The 15,875-nt window shown below is 34.3% G+C and carries 17 protein-coding genes; 10 read left to right on the top strand and 7 right to left on the bottom strand.

The window, feature by feature from the left end:
• The first annotated feature begins 21 nt into the window (after nt 1-21).
• Entirely contained in the window at nt 22-1,401 is a 1,380-nt protein-coding gene (locus tag EZJ43_RS15800; RefSeq protein ID WP_133263688.1) for an FGGY-family carbohydrate kinase, read from the top strand.
• Between the two features lie 98 nt (nt 1,402-1,499).
• Nucleotides 1,500-2,531 (top strand): GntR family transcriptional regulator, encoded by a 1,032-nt coding sequence (locus tag EZJ43_RS15795; RefSeq protein WP_133263687.1) that lies wholly within the window; start codon nt 1,500-1,502, stop codon nt 2,529-2,531.
• Between the two features lie 39 nt (nt 2,532-2,570).
• Here the strand turns inward: EZJ43_RS15795 and EZJ43_RS15790 are convergent, their stop codons facing one another.
• Nucleotides 2,571-3,335, bottom strand: coding sequence for a DeoR/GlpR family DNA-binding transcription regulator (locus EZJ43_RS15790; protein WP_133263686.1), 765 nt, complete (start codon nt 3,333-3,335; stop codon nt 2,571-2,573).
• Between the two features lie 658 nt (nt 3,336-3,993).
• Between EZJ43_RS15790 and EZJ43_RS15785 the strand changes: the two genes are divergently transcribed.
• Together EZJ43_RS15785 and EZJ43_RS15780 are read left to right on the top strand one after the other, a co-directional pair.
• A complete protein-coding gene (locus EZJ43_RS15785) occupies nt 3,994-4,986 on the top strand; it encodes a YihY/virulence factor BrkB family protein (RefSeq protein WP_133263685.1) in 993 nt (330 codons plus the stop codon).
• A 111-nt stretch (nt 4,987-5,097) separates the two neighbouring features.
• The gene (locus tag EZJ43_RS15780) at nt 5,098-5,697 is read left to right on the top strand and encodes a cupin domain-containing protein (protein WP_165953193.1); all 600 of its coding nucleotides are present in this window, start codon (nt 5,098-5,100) and stop codon (nt 5,695-5,697) included.
• Nucleotides 5,698-5,726: 29 nt separating this feature from the next.
• On the opposite strand, the gene EZJ43_RS15775 is transcribed toward EZJ43_RS15780, so the two are convergent.
• The 3 genes from EZJ43_RS15775 to EZJ43_RS15765 form a co-directional block, all read right to left on the bottom strand.
• The gene (locus EZJ43_RS15775; RefSeq protein WP_133263683.1) at nt 5,727-6,992 is read right to left on the bottom strand and encodes an Hsp70 family protein; all 1,266 of its coding nucleotides are present in this window, start codon (nt 6,990-6,992) and stop codon (nt 5,727-5,729) included.
• A gap of 106 nt (nt 6,993-7,098) precedes the next feature.
• Complete coding sequence (locus EZJ43_RS15770; protein ID WP_133263682.1) at nt 7,099-7,461, bottom strand: response regulator; 363 nt, start codon at nt 7,459-7,461, stop codon at nt 7,099-7,101.
• A 142-nt stretch (nt 7,462-7,603) separates the two neighbouring features.
• Complete coding sequence (locus EZJ43_RS15765; RefSeq protein WP_133263681.1) at nt 7,604-8,149, bottom strand: alpha/beta hydrolase; 546 nt, start codon at nt 8,147-8,149, stop codon at nt 7,604-7,606.
• 355 nt (nt 8,150-8,504) lie between these two features.
• Here EZJ43_RS15765 and ric point away from each other — a divergent pair, with 355 nt between their 5' ends.
• The 6 genes from ric (at nt 8,505) to EZJ43_RS15735 (ending at nt 13,216) form a co-directional block, all read left to right on the top strand.
• On the top strand, nt 8,505-9,449 hold the full coding sequence (gene ric, locus EZJ43_RS15760) for an iron-sulfur cluster repair di-iron protein (protein WP_133263680.1): 945 nt from the start codon (nt 8,505-8,507) through the stop codon (nt 9,447-9,449).
• Nucleotides 9,450-9,541: 92 nt separating this feature from the next.
• The gene (locus EZJ43_RS15755) at nt 9,542-10,354 is read left to right on the top strand and encodes a DUF2249 domain-containing protein (RefSeq protein ID WP_165953192.1); all 813 of its coding nucleotides are present in this window, start codon (nt 9,542-9,544) and stop codon (nt 10,352-10,354) included.
• Nucleotide 10,355: 1 nt separating this feature from the next.
• On the top strand, nt 10,356-11,639 hold the full coding sequence (locus EZJ43_RS15750; RefSeq protein ID WP_133263678.1) for a cytochrome C oxidase subunit I: 1,284 nt from the start codon (nt 10,356-10,358) through the stop codon (nt 11,637-11,639).
• Entirely contained in the window at nt 11,636-11,959 is a 324-nt protein-coding gene (locus EZJ43_RS15745; RefSeq protein WP_133263677.1) for a metal-sulfur cluster assembly factor, read from the top strand. The genes EZJ43_RS15750 and EZJ43_RS15745 overlap by 4 nt, the downstream gene beginning before the upstream one ends.
• A gap of 1 nt (nt 11,960) precedes the next feature.
• Nucleotides 11,961-12,392 carry an RrF2 family transcriptional regulator gene (locus tag EZJ43_RS15740; protein ID WP_133263676.1) on the top strand — a complete coding sequence of 144 codons (432 nt, stop codon included), beginning with the start codon at nt 11,961-11,963 and terminating at the stop codon, nt 12,390-12,392.
• A gap of 41 nt (nt 12,393-12,433) precedes the next feature.
• The gene (locus tag EZJ43_RS15735) at nt 12,434-13,216 is read left to right on the top strand and encodes a hemerythrin domain-containing protein (RefSeq protein ID WP_207924641.1); all 783 of its coding nucleotides are present in this window, start codon (nt 12,434-12,436) and stop codon (nt 13,214-13,216) included.
• 260 nt (nt 13,217-13,476) lie between these two features.
• Here the strand turns inward: EZJ43_RS15735 and tnpA are convergent, their stop codons facing one another.
• From tnpA to EZJ43_RS15720, 3 genes are all read right to left on the bottom strand, one after another.
• Nucleotides 13,477-13,914: an IS200/IS605 family transposase gene (gene tnpA / locus EZJ43_RS15730; RefSeq protein ID WP_133263675.1), complete on the bottom strand. Its 438-nt coding sequence runs from the start codon at nt 13,912-13,914 to the stop codon at nt 13,477-13,479.
• Between the two features lie 515 nt (nt 13,915-14,429).
• Nucleotides 14,430-15,065: an autotransporter domain-containing protein gene (locus tag EZJ43_RS15725; RefSeq protein WP_133263674.1), complete on the bottom strand. Its 636-nt coding sequence runs from the start codon at nt 15,063-15,065 to the stop codon at nt 14,430-14,432.
• A 133-nt stretch (nt 15,066-15,198) separates the two neighbouring features.
• The gene (locus tag EZJ43_RS15720; RefSeq protein ID WP_133263673.1) at nt 15,199-15,714 is read right to left on the bottom strand and encodes a DUF6646 family protein; all 516 of its coding nucleotides are present in this window, start codon (nt 15,712-15,714) and stop codon (nt 15,199-15,201) included.
• Between the last annotated feature and the right edge of the window lie 161 nt (nt 15,715-15,875).

Below are 15,875 nucleotides of genomic sequence, written 5' to 3'. Positions count from 1 at the left end.
AACGCAAATAAGTTATAAAACATGCCCAAACCCGTTATAGCCATTTTCGATGTAGGAAAAACAAATAAAAAGCTTTTCCTACTGGATGAAGATTATAATATTGTTTACGAACGCAGTGCACGCTTTATCGAAACTGAAGACGAAGATGGAGAACCTTGTGAAAACTTGGATAGTCTGAAATCTTCAGTTTATGATTCTTTACAACAGGTTTTTCAGCTTAAAGAATTTGATATTAAAGCCATAAATTTTTCTACTTATGGTGCAAGTTTTGTCTATCTCGATGAAAAAGGGAAGCCACTTACACCATTGTATAATTATTTAAAGGAATATCCGGAAGATTTAAAAAATGAATTTTACGCCAAATATGGTGGTGAAGATAAAGTTTCGCAAGATACGGCTTCGCCAATTTTGGGTAGCTTAAATTCTGGCCTTCAGTTATATCGTTTAAAGAAAGAACAGCCCGCAATATTTAAAAAAGTAAAATGGGCTTTGCATTTACCGCAATATTTAAGTTTTTTAATTACTGGCAAAGCCGTGGCCGATATTACAAGTATTGGTTGCCATACTCATCTGTGGGATTTTTCTAAAAACCAGTATCACAAATGGGTAAAAGAAGAAGGCATTTTCGAAAAATTAGGTACTTTAATGCCTGCCGATTCTTGCTTACCAACCACATACTTAGGGAAAGAATATGAAGTTGGTATTGGCTTGCACGACAGTTCTGCTGCATTAATTCCGTATTTAGCAAACTTTGCAGAACCTTTCGTATTGCTATCTACCGGAACTTGGTGCATCAGTTTAAACCCATTTAATCAAATTCCTTTAACCGCCGAAGAGCTTAAACAAGATTGTTTATGTTACATGACTTACAAAGGGAAAGCAGTTAAAGCATCGAGAATTTTTGCTGGTAATGAGCATGAAAAACAGTTAACACGCATTGCAAAACATTTTGACAGAGCTGCGTACCTGTTCAAACACTTAAAGTTCAATCCTTCAATCGTTTTAAAATTAAACTACAAATTTCCCGAAAATAAGGAAGTAGCTACTTCGTTCTCAGCAAACTCTGCCTTTCCTGATCGTGATTTAAACCTTTTTAATACTGCTGAAGAAGCCTATCATCAATTTATTTTCGATTTAGTTAAACAACAAGAATATTCGCTAAAATTAATTTTAAGTGATGGTGTTAAGCGCATCTTTGTTGATGGCGGTTTCAGTAAGAACGAAATTTATATGCATCTGCTTTCTGGCGCAATTCCGAATACAGAAGTATATGCTTCATCGGTTTCGCAGGCAACGGCAGTTGGTACGGCATTATCCATCCATACCGCTTGGAATGAGAGTGCAGTACCAACCAGTATTATTCAGTTAAAATATTATTCGGCTTTACCGCCAACGATGTAATTTTGAGTTTTTTTAATTTTTAAAACCGATGCATTAATCAGTTAATTTCATTTCAATTTTTCTTAACTTAGAAATTCATTAGCCAAAACATTTAGATTTTGAAGCCAGAAGATATCATATCCCACATTCATGTTGATGAATTTTCATCAACACCAAAATATAAGCAATTAACAAATGCTATTTTAGCAGCTATAGAAAGTGGTAAGTTGAAGAAGAAAAGCCTTCTACCATCTATCAATGAGCTTAGCTTTAGATTGGAGATGTCGAGAGATACTGCAGAAAAAGGCTATCGGTATTTACGCAAGCTCGGCGTAGTAGAATCGGTACCTGGTAAAGGATATTTTATTACAAATACCGATTTTTTGCGCAAATTTAAAATATGCTTGCTTTTTAACAAATTGAGTACGCACAAAAAAATTGTTTACGACTCTTTTACCAAAACAATAGGCGAACAAGCCACCATAGATTTATTTATTTACAACAACGATTTTGCGCTCTTCAAAAAGTTGCTTATCGGTAAAAAAGACGATTATTCTCACTTTGTGATTGTGCCACATTTTTTAGAAGGTGGTGAGAATGCGTACGAAATAATCAACACCATACCAAAAGAAAAATTAATAATTTTAGATAAGCTCCTGCCGGGAGTAACAGGCGATTACGGCGCAGTTTACGAAAATTTTGCGCAAGATATTTATGCTGCGTTAGAGCAGGCTTTGCCCAAATTGGAGCGGTACAATACCATTAAAATTATCTTCCCCCGAAATAGCTATTTTCCGCAAGAAATTTTAAACGGCTTTTATAAATTTTGTCAGCAATACGCTTTTAACCATAAAGTAATACACAACATTATGGAAGAGGAAATTAATATTGGCGAAGTTTACATCAACCTTATGGAGGATGATTTAGTTACCTTAATTGAGCGGTTAATTCTTTTAAAGCTTAAAGTAGGAAAAGATGTTGGCGTAATCTCATACAATGAAACCCCTTTAAAGCGAATAATATTAGACGGAATTACCACAATATCGACCGATTTCATGATGTTGGGAAGCAAAGCAGCCGAATTTATATTAAACAATGAAACTGAAAAATTTCAGGTACCTTTCTACTTAAAACTTAGAAACTCGTTGTAAAATAAAACGCCAGTTTAAGATATGTAAATAATATAACGTTTAACAGATTATTACTTTTACTCCTTTTTCTTCGATTTGTTGCACAATGTCGGCAGAAACTTTATCATCGGTAACGATGTAATCAACTTGCTCGAAGCCACAAACTTTCCCTAATCCACGTTTATCAAATTTCGAGCTATCTGCAAGAATAACAACTTTTTGTGCGCTTTTAATCATCCGTTGATTTAACATGGCTTCGGGTATGTTTGTAATAGAAAAACCGAAATCTAAATCGATTCCATCAACGCCTAAAAATAGCATGCAACAAGAAATTTCGCCGAGTAAGCTTTCTGCGTGCGCACCAACAACAGCAGAAGAATTCGGCTTAATCATTCCGCCCAGTTGTAGAACTTCTATATTAGGGCGGTTGCTTAATTCTAAGCTAACTTTAAGTGCAGGCGTAATTACCGTTAACGGTTTTGTGGGATGCAAAATTCGGGTCAATTCAAAAACTGTTGTCCCAGGACCTAAAGAGAGCGAATCGCAATCATTGATTAAGGTCAATCCTAGTTTTGCTATTTTTTGCTTTTCACGGGCATTAATCAGCACCTTCTCTTCAAAACTTCGTTCGTTGGCATAGGGGTTTTTAATTGAACCGCCACCTCTGGTTCTAAACAATAAGCTCTTATTTTCTAATAGCTTAAGGTCCTTGCGGATGGTAACGCCAGAAACTTCCATTAAATCGATTAACTCGGTAATGTTAACTTTTCCGTTTTCTTTTAATTTTGTGATAATAAATTCATGCCTATCGGTAATACTTTTCATTTGGCGAGGTTAACAAATTTTAGATGGTTAGCAATTTGATGCAATTTACTAATGACAAAAGTAACTTTAAAATAGAAAATTTGATAAAGTTTAGCGTTTTTTAACAAAAAGGTTAATTTAGTTTTTATGTAGAAGTATAAAAACGGCAATTAATTCCACTTTCAAAAAAACTAAATTTGATTTTATTTCGTTTATTTTAATAAATTGTTTTACTGCAAAGTGCATTGCATTTAATCACCGAATTTGCATGTTTTCGCAGAAGCGATGCAATAACAACAATCAGCATATCGTTATTAAACTAGTAAAATAAGGTACGGAACTTAAAAACTTATATATGAATTATTTAGAGAAAATTTATATTTCTGGCGGAACAGTTTATGTTATATTATTGATTATTGGGTTGATGAGCTTTGATTACATTCAGAAAAGAAAAAAAATTCGATCGAAGTACAAAAGATAGAAATTGGAATTTTTAGTAGGAAGCACTTTTTAAAAAGGTGCTTTTTTTATGTCCGATGAGTTTTATTCCATATCGTTGATAACAATTCCTCTTCATTAAGAACATATTCAATTTTTTTTAAACTAATTTTTAGTTGTGGGGTTTAATTCATAGAAATGGTTAACAAATGTTTGAATTAGAACAAGAAAATAGAAAAGAATGAGTTTAAGTAAAAATAGGAGTGAGAGCGGCACGCATAGAAAGTTAACCTTTAAAGGTATCTGGGAAGTGCTAAAAAATTCGTTCGCTGGTTTTTCTGACCATAAAATAACCAAAATGAGTGGTTCTTTGGCCTATTACACTGTTTTTTCTATGGCACCACTTTTGGTTGTGATTATTTCGCTATGTGGCATTTTTTTGGGGAGAGAGGCAGCGGCAGGACAAGTTTATGATCAATTAAAAAACTTTTTAGGCAATGATACAGCCATTCAACTGCAACAACTTATTCAAAAAGCATCTATAGGAAACAAAGGAAATATTGCTTTTATTATCGGTTTGGTAACTTTACTCGTTGGCTCAACTACTGTTTTTGCGGATATTCAAGACTCTATTAATACAATTTGGGGTATTAAACCAAAACCGAAGAGAGGATGGCTTAAATTGTTGAAAAGTAGATTTTTATCATTTTCGGTAATTATCAGTTTAGGTTTTTTATTGTTGGTTTCGCTAGGGGTAAATGCGTTATTAGATGCATTTAGCAGTCGGTTACAAGCTCAATTTGAAGACATTTCAGTTGTGGTTTTTTATGTATTGAACCTCGCAATAACAGTGGTTGTAATCACTTCAATTTTTGGCGTAATTTATAAAGTTTTACCCGATGCTGAAATTAAATGGAAGGATGTATTTGCCGGCGCGTTAACCACCGCAATTTTATTTATGATTGGTAAATTTGCGATTTCCATTTACATTGGCAAAAGTAATATTGGCAGTACTTATGGTGCAGCGGGTTCATTGGTTGTACTGCTTTTGTGGACTTATTACTCTTCAATTATTTTATATTTTGGTGCCGAATTTACCAAAGCCTATGCCTTAAAGTATGGCTCGGAGATTCATCCTGCCGATTATGCGGTAACTACAAAACAAGTTGAGGTAGAAACAGAAGGAAAATCCATTCAGGAAAGTGAACAATTAAAACCTCAGAAAAAAAAGTAATAAACTCGTAGCCATTTGTTTAAAGTTCATTTTTTTACTTCGCGATATTTTTATTTCAAAAAAAGACCTATCTTCGTATCCAAATAACATAATTACATCTCGTTAATGGATATGATTGATTTACAGCTTTATTTAGAAAGTGGAATTTTAGAACTTTATGTTCTTGATGACCTTTCGCCTGCCGAAAGGTTGGAAGTTGAAGCGATGATTGTAAAATATCCTATCTTAAAAGATGAGCTTTTCGAAATTGAAGCGTGTTTAGAAAATTTTGCAAACTTAAATGCCAGTAATCCTGCTGCACATTTAGAAGACATTACCATAAACAGCATCTTAAAATCAGAAAATGAACAGTTTGATGATTTAAGTAATTTGCCATTAATTCACAAATTTTCTGATTTTTCAAAATGGCAAAATTTAGTAAATAATACTGATATTCCTGCTTTTGAGTATGGAAAAGCAGTGAAAATTTTGCGCCAAGATGAGCGTGTGTGTCAAATGCTTGTAGTTTCTATGACTGATATTGAACAAGAAACACATAAAAATGAACATGAAAGCTTTTTAATTTTAGAAGGCGAATGTAAATGTGTAGTTGGCGAAGAAATTAGATTTATGAAAGCTGGAGATTTTATGCCGATTCCGTTGCATACACTACATCATGTAGAAGTTTTAAGCGAGCGCGTTACTGCAATACTCCAACACGTAGCCGTTTAATTGCGTAACAAAACGTAATTTTCTCTAGCCTAATCGAACAAATAACCACTGTAGGCCAAACCTTTCGCCACGCTCTTAAAATTATCGCCAGAATTGATTGAGGTATTCGGAAATTTAGTCTTAAATAAATCCTGCACCGCCTGCACCATAGATGTTCCACCTGTTAAAAACAAACAATCAACGTCGTCTGCATTAAAGTTATTTTCCAACATAAAACGGTTTAAGTATTCATCTATCCGCAAAATATCTTTCGAAATGATTCCGTTATAACCATCAGCGCTAATTTCTTCATTAATTTTAATATCCAAATTTTTATATTTAAACACCGCTTTGTTAGCTGAAGGAAGCAGAATTTTAGTTTCTTCTATGGATCGAAATAAAGAATACCCCAAATTATGATCGATGAGTGTAATTAAGTTTTTGAATTTAGGATTGTTGTTAGAATAGTAGTAGTAATCTTCAATGTCGTTCTTTATTCTTAGGCCGTTAAAAAAGTTCATCTTATCCCATGTACAAATATTTGCAAATAACGACATAGGCACTGTTAAAACCTTACCAGGTGTGGCTTCATATTGAATGCCTTTGCCGAAATAAGGCGTACCGCGATCCCACATAAAGGCAGAATCCAGACTATCGCCACCTATATAAATACCGCCAGAAGCAATCATATCTTGTTGCCGATCTTTGGTGCCTACTTTTTTTGGATCTAATATTAAGTAAGTAAAATCGGTCGTACCACCACCTAAATCGGCCACCAATACCCTTTCTCTATTTACAATAGTTTTTTCGTAGGCAAATGCAGCGCCAATAGGTTCAAACTGGAATCGCAAATCGGTAAAGCCTGCATTTTCAGCAGCTTTTTTCAATCGAGTTTGAGCCAATGTGTCTTTTTGGGTACTTTCATCATCAAAAAATACTGGTCGCCCGATAACCGCCTTTTTACAATCAACGCCCGTAATCACATCAGCCTTTTCTTTTAAATCCTTAATAATCAGCGTAACTAAATCAGATGCTGTATATCTTCTATTCTGAATGCGTGTTTCGGTAAATGTTGATCGAGATAATATCTGTTTGATAGATTTAATGAATCGCCCCTTCATTCCTTCTTCCAAATAAGATGCAATGGCATTTTCGCCGATTACGTAGGGATACGGGTCGGAAATATTAGTAACGTGTTTAAAATATATTAATGAAGGTATAGAGATGGTTTCAATAATTTCCTGCTTATCCTCATCAAAAATTGAGAGTGCCGAATTGGTTGTTCCAAAATCTATTCCGTACAAAAAGGTGCTCATAAATTTAATGCTTTAGCCCAAGCCGCCTTAAAAAAATGCGGGTTGCAAAAGTATTAAAATTTGTGAAATGAGGTTTAACTATTTGATAAAATTGTTGCACAATAAGCTAGTTGGCCAAAAACTGCGCTACACGCTGGGCAAAATCATTCAGATCGAAAGGTTTATTTATGAAATCTTCGGCTGCACATTTCGCTTTTACCGTATTCAAATAGTTGTTTGCCGACATCATCATTACCGGAATTCGACGAGTTTTTACATTTTCTTTTAGAGCTGTGCAAATGTCTATTCCATTTCCATCGGGTAACACAATATCTAAAATTACCATATCCGGAAGTTGTACATTCATCTCTCGCCAAAAAGCTTTAGAATTTTGGCAAGCTTTTACTTCGTAAAATTCTTCGACTAGTAAAAACTCGATAATCTCGCGGATGTTAGGATTATCCTCAACTACATAGATGCACTTGTTCATAAGCTCTATATTTAAGTGTAATAGCTTAACGAATTTGAAAGTGAAGTGTTTATACAACTTACTCACATTTGATTAGTTATCAACGTTTTATAAATATATAATCAATTAAACGGTAATAATCATGCTTATTTTGGCAGAAAAATTAATCGCTAATGTGGCTTGCCATGGCTGTTTTAATAATAAACTCACAAATTTTGTTTGCAATTTCTTCATTCTTATACAACTCATGCGTGCTATTTTGGTAAATTTTCGTCGGTAAACCAATTTGTTTAAACCAATCATCTGCAGGTTTATAGGTGTCATTTTCTCCAAAAATTAAAGTGATGTGTGCATTTGGTTTAGCTGTTTCATATCGCAGCCGAGTAGAAGATATTGCAAACAAATATTTTGCCTTTAATCCCTTTAAAATGGCTATCCAGCCGATGTATCCGCCGATACTAAAACCTAAAATATACGTGAAATTTTGGTCTTCCTCTGTTAAACGCTCAATTGCTTGCGTAAGCCCACCGGCAATAAATTGCTGATGAATAGCTTTCTCTGAATAATCACTTTTATCAATACATCCCAAGTCACAAACATCGAAATAACTTATATCAAAATATATTTTGAGCGTATCAAGATAGTATTTGATCCAATCTGATTTTTCTTTTCCCCATAAATCGGAAAGTATAGCTAACCTCGGTTTCATAATATTTGAATTTTCCAAAATGGATTTCGAAAGTAAACATTATTTGGACAGTTTCCATTTTTTGCAATTGTAAATACCTCCACCCAAAAAATTAGGATAGAAGTAAGATGCAGTAATTCAAAACATTGAAATTAATGTGAAAACTCAAATTTTTATGATAGAAAAGCTATTGTAATAGGATGGGAAACACGCTTAAATCTTCTCAACAAACACAAAAATAAAACTTTACATTTCTATTAAAATAATAAAAGTACTTTAATACTTTTATTTAAAATAAAAGTCTAATTTTACGCCATGATAAATAATTAATATTTGATTTAAGATTAAAATAAATTTAACCAAACACTTCACAAAAATGGAAGCTACATTAGAAAACATTTTAGACGTAACAGTTCTAGATCCAAGAGTAAAACACCCTACAATTTTTCAACATTATGATGCATTGGAGGAGGGCGAAAGTTTAACCATCCATAACGACCATGACCCTAAACCTTTATATTACCAACTTTTAGGCGAAAGAGGAAATGTATTTACATGGGAATACTTAGAAGATGGGCCAGAATTGTGGCGCGTAAAAATTCGTAAAAATATTACAGGTGAGTGCGAAGAAACTTTGGGCGAAATTGCAGTAAAGGATTTACGTAAAGCTGAAATATTTAAAAAATATGGATTAGATTTTTGCTGTGGTGGTAAAAAAACAGTTAAAGAAGCTTGCGCCGATAAAGGCTTAGATGTAACCAAGGTGGAGCAGGAATTGCAACAATTGGATAAAGTGCAGCTAACAAAAGGCGTACCTTATGATGCATGGCCGATTGATTTTTTAGCAGATTATATTGTAAACACGCACCATAGTTACGTAAAGAAAAGCATTCCTGATTTACTTGCCTATAGCAAAAAAATTATGCAGGTGCATGGCAGCGGGCATTCAGAACTGACCGAAGTTTACGAACTCACAAAATCAGTTGCGAACGAATTAACCGAGCACATGGTAAGCGAAGAAACCATTTTATTCCCTTACGTGAAGGAATTGGTAAAAGCTGATAAAAATTCGGTTTTAAATGAGGAGAAAATTGCCAGTATTGCCGAGATGGAAGCCGAACACGATGCTGTTGGCAGAATGTTGGAGCGCATAAGGTTGATTACAAATAATTATGCCTTGCCAGCCGATAGTTGTGCAAGCTATGCACTTACTTTTAAGCTGTTACAAGATTTTGAAGATGATTTATTCTTGCACATTCATTTAGAAAACAATATCCTTTTTCCTAAAATGATTAAGTTACAAGAAAGCTTAAAAAATTAGTTATCAGTACGTTAAAATGTAAATACATTTCATAACATACATTTGTTTGGGTAAGTGAGTTGAATTTACCCAAACAAATGTTAACAAATACCATGGAAAAGATTAATGTAAATTCTAAAATCGGGAGGATTATAAAATTGAATCCAGATGCTCTGGAAGCGATTGTAAGCATAAATCCGAAATTGGAAAAATTGCGAAACCCCATATTGAGGAAAATTTTAGCCAATAGAACCAGTATTGCGATGGCTTCTAAAATGGTAGGTAATGCGCCCGAAGAGTTTTTTGCTAAGTTACGGCCTTTAGGATTTGAGGTTGATAATGAAGTTATTTCTACCGAGACTGAACCTAATGATGTGCCTGCATTTGTTGCTCAAGTTACAAAAGACCAGGTTGCTGAGTTTGATGTAAGAGAACTATTGTCATCTGGACAAGACCCTTTAAATGCAATTTTGGAAAGGGTTAAAATTTTAAAAACTGGACATGCGCTTAAAATAATTAATACTTTTGAGCCTATTCCACTGGTTAAAATGCTCGAAAAAAAAGGTTTTATCATTTACGTCGATAAAATAACAGATCAGCATATTGAAACTTATTTTTACAAATCTTTAGAAGTTGAAAACGCTGTTGACGAAAAGCTTGAAAAGGCTAGTGGTAGCGAATGGGATAGCTTAACGGAACGATTTAAAGATAATTTAATTACTGTTGATGTTAGGGAAATGGAAATGCCGAAACCAATGCATACCATTTTGGGCGAACTGGAAAAACTGCCACTAAACACCGCTTTATTTGTTTACCATAAAAGAATTCCAGTTTTTTTATTACCAGAATTGGCCGAGCAAGGGCTCGAATATCGCCTTCAGGAAATAAGCGACAGCGAAGTACATTTACTAATTTATAAAAACTAAAATGTTCACGGCAGGTACCAATAGTCCGATAAAAAACACCGATTACCGTGTAGTACTTCCATTTTATGCTTATGCAGCTTTGTCTTTTTTAGTGGCAACTCTCTTAATTAGTTTTAATGTTGATTCCTTTACGCAGCATCACTTTAATGGAAAAACCTTGGCAATTACGCATACAATGGCATTAGGCTGGGGTACAATGATGATTTTGGGCGCCAGTCATCAATTATTCCCGGTATTAATAAAAGGTAAACTCCACAGCATTCATTTGGCGCATATATCGTTCATTTCCAGTGCGCTTGGCATACCAATGTTAGTTTATGCCTTTTACAATTTGAATTTTGGTTTAATGGCCGATTTTGGTGCAGTCTTTATCAACTTTGCCGTAATTAGTTATTTAATCAATTTAACCATCAGCATTGTTAAAAGTAAAAAAACTAACGTACATGCTGTTTCGGCTTTTACCGCGGTAATTTGGCTGTTGGTAACCACCTTTGTTGGCTTGCTACTTGTTTGCAATTTTCAAACACCTATATTTTCTAAATCATCAGTTTATTACTTATCTCTGCATGCACACTTGGGTATTATTGGTTGGTTTTTATTGATGATTGTTGGCGTAGGCGCAAGGCTAATTCCGATGTTTTTAATCTCCAAATATGAAAACACAAAAATATTATGGTGGATTTATGGGTTAATTAATACAGGTTTAATTACGTTTATCATCACTTTTACTCTAGGTGCAAATATTGTTTTTAGCTTAATGCCGATAGGATTTATACTTGCCACATTAATATTATTTAGCCGATATATTTATAAAGCTTACCGATTGCGCATTCGTAAAAAAATAGATGGACAGGTAAAAATCTCTATGGTATCAGTTGCATTAATTGGCATTCCATTGGTTGTAATTACTGGCATAATTTTAATTTTTTCTAGTTTAGGGCATCAACAATTTGTAATGCTTTATGGCTTTACCATCTTTTTTGGTTTTATTACAGCAATTATTTTGGGTATGACTTTTAAAACATTACCTTTTATCGTTTGGAACAAAGTTTACCATCATATTGCTGGTTTAGGTAAAACGCCAAATCCAAAAGAACTTTTTAAATCTAAAATTTTTGTGGCCAACGTGATCAGTTACTTTTTAGGGTTCACCATCCTTAGCTTTGGTATTATCAATACAAATACGATTACACTAAATATAGGCGCTATATTATTGGTAATCAACGCAGTATTTTACAACATTAATGTATTTACGATATTATTTCATCAACCAAAACTACAATGAACGTAACTACAAATAACGAGCTTAAAAGTACAATTGGTTTATCGGGTTTATACTATGTAATGGATCCAGAAATTGGATTGAATATTGTAGATTTGGGTTTAATTTACGAAATTCAGTTTGATGAAGACAAACATTTGATTACGGTAATTATGACGCTTACCACGCAGTTTTGTCCAATGGGCGAATCGATTGTAGATGCAACTACTCAGGCAATGCAAGAGCGATTTCAAGATTACGAAATTAACGTAAAACTTACCTTTAACCCACCATGGAATCCGGATATGATTTCGGAAGAGGGAAACGAATTTTTAAACGCATAATATGTTAAGTAACACTTGTAAAACAGCGATAAAAGCAGTAATCTATTTGGCGTCAAAATCTGCTCGTAACGAGAAGGCGGGAGTGAAAGAGGTTGCGCAACACATCAATGCGAGTGAGCATACGGTAAGTAAGCTATTGCAAAATTTAGTAAAACAGAAAATCATAAACAGTATTAAAGGCCCTACAGGAGGTTTTTTAATTACCGAACAGCAACGTTTACAACCCATTATAAATATTGTAAATACCATTGATGGGCAAGATATTTTTACCGAATGTGGTTTGGGATTGAGTAAATGCTCATCTACACACCCGTGCCCAATACATAACGAGTATAAAAAAGGTAGAGAAATTATCCAGACCATATTTACCGAAAACAGTATTAATGTTTTGTGTGAGCCAGTAGAGAATGGTTTGGCGCATTTAATTGGTTAGCACTAAAAAGTAAGTAATAAAGCATGATAAATTAATCTGTTATGAAAAGGCAAACATACTACACTACCGCCAGCGAGGCTATGAATGAATTGGCAAAGAAAGGTTATACCACAGATTTTGAAGTGCTTAAAGAGCAAGACTGCTTGGTGTGTAAACAAACGGCACAGCAACTTTCGCCCGATGAATTTATAATTGATGAAACCCACCGTTTTGATGGGGAAACCGATCCTGGCGATGAAATGATTGTGTATGCAATTTCATCTCAAAAACACAGTTTAAAGGGAATTGTAGTGAACGGTTATGGCACTTATGCCGATCCAGATATTTTTAAAATTGTAGAACGTTTAAAACAGAAATCAATTACGAAAGAGAAACCGATTAAACGAAGTGAAATATTGAAGCCTTTGAGTAGGGAACACCATCATGCTTTGTTATTGTGCTGGAAAATTAAAAACGGGTTAAACAAAGGCGTGTCTCCCGAAAGGATAAAGAAGTATGCCGATTGGTTTTTTAAGCAGCACCTCTTACCACATTTCGATATTGAGGAAAAATATGTTTTTATTGTTTTAGGCGATGAACATCCAATGGTTAAAAAGGCAAAAGGCGATCACCAGCATTTGATTCAACTTTTTACAACGGATGGGAATTTAGAGCAAAAACTACAGACGATTGAAGAAACTTTACAAAATCACGTTAGGTTTGAAGAACGCACTTTATTTAACGAAGTGCAGAAATATGCAACAGAAAGTCAATTAAAGGATATTGAAACGTTCCATGTTGAAGAGAAATTCGAAGATAATATGGCTGATCCGTTTTGGGTGTAGTTGATTTATCAGGATGTAAGTGCTAGTACACTTCGCGTCCTTCGCAAATAGGCGGGAATTTTAAAATAATAAATTGCGTTTTCATTCGCATTAGATTCCTGTTTTCACCTGCCCACGGTTTTCACCTGCCCACGGTTTTCACCTGCCCACGGTTTTCACCTGCCCACGGTTTTCACCTGCCCACGGTTTTCACCTGCCCACGGTTTTCACCTGCCCACGGTTGAAACCGTGGGCTAGTATTTCCTGAAATGAAATATTATTTACTTATCTGGCTCAAATCCATATAATTTCAAAAACTCATCATATTCATCTTGAAAACTTTTGGTCTTGTGGTGTTGCTTCTGATTTTGTATGTATTTGAAAACATTTTCAACTCCCGACTCTGACACAGAAAAGGCAGCATATCCTGTTTGCCAAGCAAAATGCTCGGAAATTAAGTTATTTTCATTTACAAAATGGGAGCTACTTCCTTTTATCTGCTTCATAACATCTGCTATTGATTTTTGTCGAGACAATAAAAATAAGCAATGAATGTGGTCTGGCATGCCATTAACAATTCGAGGGAGACAACCTTGTTCTCGTAATTGCTCGGTAATGAAATCGTAAACCCTTTTTTCTATATTTTCGTGAACTAATGGCACTCTAAATTTAGTTCCCCAAATCCCGTGTATCCAAATTTTGTTATATGAGTGTGACATGGCGTTTTAATTTTATTTGAGATTGAATTGTAGGTTATATAACTGGATACCAACAATTTATGTTGAAATTAACCATTTATTTTTTAAAATTCAAATTAAACCATTGAAATGGTTTTTTATTTCTCATTCCTCCCACGGTTGAAACCGTGGGTTGGGCATCATTCGAACCGTGATTTGGGAAAAATCAAAAAACCATTAAAATGGTTTGGATTCGCTTGCTTCTCCCACGGTGGAAACCGTAGGTTGGCCATTATTCGCACACGAATTTATCGATTTGGACTTTGTGCCCTGTTAAACCATTAAAATGGTTTGGTATTGTAATTACTAGCCCATGTTTTAACATTAGCCCACGGTTTCAACCGTGGGCTAATAATTCTAATCACAATATCCCAAATGGATTTATCCATTTACAACTTATTTTGCAATAATTAATAAATTCATTTTTGTAAAGCGTAAAAAAAGTCCATCTCTTTCGAAATGGACTTGTATTAATTACTTAAGAAACTCGTGGATTCTTAAAATAAAATGTAAATTTTAAAACTTAAATTATTAATTAAACCTTGACTGCTAAAATTAAAATTTGTCCATTCAGAACTATAGTTTGCGCCCATACTAGGCGTATTTTCTTGTTTAGTTGAAGAATAAACGATGTCAGCAGATAACAAACTTGTCTCTAAAGCAAACCTTTTTGATACAAACCATGTAATACCGCCGTTTGCACCTAATGAATATTGGTTAGAATTAAACTTTTGTTCAGCATTATTATTTGTAATGCTTGAAGCTTCTTTGGTACTAAAGTAGCCAACTTTTCCACCTGCATAGGCATATAGGGTTTTGTACAAAGGGTAGTATTTTTGATAACTTACATTACCACCATAACTTTTCAAAGTGTTCGACGGATTATTCAAATTTTCATATTTACCATGTCCGTAGGATAAGTCAACTCCAACTTTAGCATTGTCTTTAACAAAATAGCCATAACCTAACGAGAAGTTGTTGGTCGTGTTTTTCACCTCAGCCGAAGAGTAAGTTGTTTTAGTGGTGTTGGAATTGATGCCGAAACTTAGTGCGGATGTTCCTTTCGTTTGCGCTAATCCAGACACGGAAAGGCATGCTACCGCCATGGCGGTAAATAAAAATTGTTTTTTCATTTGTGTGTTTTTTGTGTCTTCAATTGTAACACAAAAAATACATAAATACAATAGTTTAAATATTATTTTTTTTTAAACACAAAAAAAGCCACAATCCTTTCCGACTGTGGCTTCAGTTTAATTTATAATTATCTTATTTCCCTAAATCGAATGCAACACCAGCATTAACTGAGAACTGATTATTTAAGTTGTCGTAACCGTTTGCGTTGGTATTGTATTTAGCAATTGGAAACTGTGCTTCGGCGAAAAGGCCAAAACCTTGTGCGAAAAATAATCTAGCACCAACATGGCCACCAAAGTTTTTTAAGCCTAAATTTAAACCAGGATACACATCCACATTTTCTGGTAAACCAATTACGCTACCCAAATTTGCATTAAATCTAGCCTTAAGGTCAAATCTATCGCCAAAACCTGGCTTGCTCAAAGGCGGGAAGGTTTTAACACCAAGTAAATAATCGGCCTGTGCACCAATAGAAAAGCTTTTTCCTAATCCCAAATCTAAAGAGGTTACTATGCCAGTACCGTATTTTTGAAAATCAGCTCCAATTTGAAAACGCAAATCGCCTTCGCCTTTGTAAGCGCTAGCTTGTGCATTTGCGTGTGTGTAGCCAATGGCTAACAAAAATAATAATGTAAAAATTTTTTTCATCTTTAATTTAATTTAAGTGAGTTCATTAATAAATTTTAAAAAATGCTTTCATCGTCGTATTAATTTTAAATGATGAAGAATGTACATTTTAGCAAAGCGCAAAGTTAATTATAAATAAGAGACTTGCAATAATTAGTAGAGGATTTGAATTTGCCACCGTT

Origin of the sequence: Pedobacter changchengzhani (assembly GCF_004354365.1) — a bacterium.
Classification (GTDB): domain Bacteria; phylum Bacteroidota; class Bacteroidia; order Sphingobacteriales; family Sphingobacteriaceae; genus Pedobacter; species Pedobacter changchengzhani.
Note: the sequence above shows the minus strand (reverse complement) of the source record. Positions and strands in the feature narration are given on the sequence as shown.

Coding starts and splice junctions, on each gene's coding strand:
- EZJ43_RS15740 (WP_133263676.1), top strand. CDS start 11,961: ATGTTAAGTAACACTTGTAAAACAGCGATAAAAGCAGTAATCTATTTG.
- EZJ43_RS15755 (WP_165953192.1), top strand. CDS start 9,542: ATGGAAAAGATTAATGTAAATTCTAAAATCGGGAGGATTATAAAATTG.
- EZJ43_RS15720 (WP_133263673.1), bottom strand. CDS start 15,714: ATGAAAAAAATTTTTACATTATTATTTTTGTTAGCCATTGGCTACACA.
- EZJ43_RS15735 (WP_207924641.1), top strand. CDS start 12,434: ATGAAAAGGCAAACATACTACACTACCGCCAGCGAGGCTATGAATGAA.
- EZJ43_RS15745 (WP_133263677.1), top strand. CDS start 11,636: ATGAACGTAACTACAAATAACGAGCTTAAAAGTACAATTGGTTTATCG.
- EZJ43_RS15785 (WP_133263685.1), top strand. CDS start 3,994: ATGAGTTTAAGTAAAAATAGGAGTGAGAGCGGCACGCATAGAAAGTTA.
- EZJ43_RS15780 (WP_165953193.1), top strand. CDS start 5,098: ATGATTGATTTACAGCTTTATTTAGAAAGTGGAATTTTAGAACTTTAT.
- tnpA (WP_133263675.1), bottom strand. CDS start 13,914: ATGTCACACTCATATAACAAAATTTGGATACACGGGATTTGGGGAACT.
- EZJ43_RS15765 (WP_133263681.1), bottom strand. CDS start 8,149: ATGAAACCGAGGTTAGCTATACTTTCCGATTTATGGGGAAAAGAAAAA.
- EZJ43_RS15750 (WP_133263678.1), top strand. CDS start 10,356: ATGTTCACGGCAGGTACCAATAGTCCGATAAAAAACACCGATTACCGT.
- EZJ43_RS15790 (WP_133263686.1), bottom strand. CDS start 3,335: ATGAAAAGTATTACCGATAGGCATGAATTTATTATCACAAAATTAAAA.
- EZJ43_RS15775 (WP_133263683.1), bottom strand. CDS start 6,992: ATGAGCACCTTTTTGTACGGAATAGATTTTGGAACAACCAATTCGGCA.
- EZJ43_RS15725 (WP_133263674.1), bottom strand. CDS start 15,065: ATGAAAAAACAATTTTTATTTACCGCCATGGCGGTAGCATGCCTTTCC.
- EZJ43_RS15800 (WP_133263688.1), top strand. CDS start 22: ATGCCCAAACCCGTTATAGCCATTTTCGATGTAGGAAAAACAAATAAA.
- ric (WP_133263680.1), top strand. CDS start 8,505: ATGGAAGCTACATTAGAAAACATTTTAGACGTAACAGTTCTAGATCCA.
- EZJ43_RS15770 (WP_133263682.1), bottom strand. CDS start 7,461: ATGAACAAGTGCATCTATGTAGTTGAGGATAATCCTAACATCCGCGAG.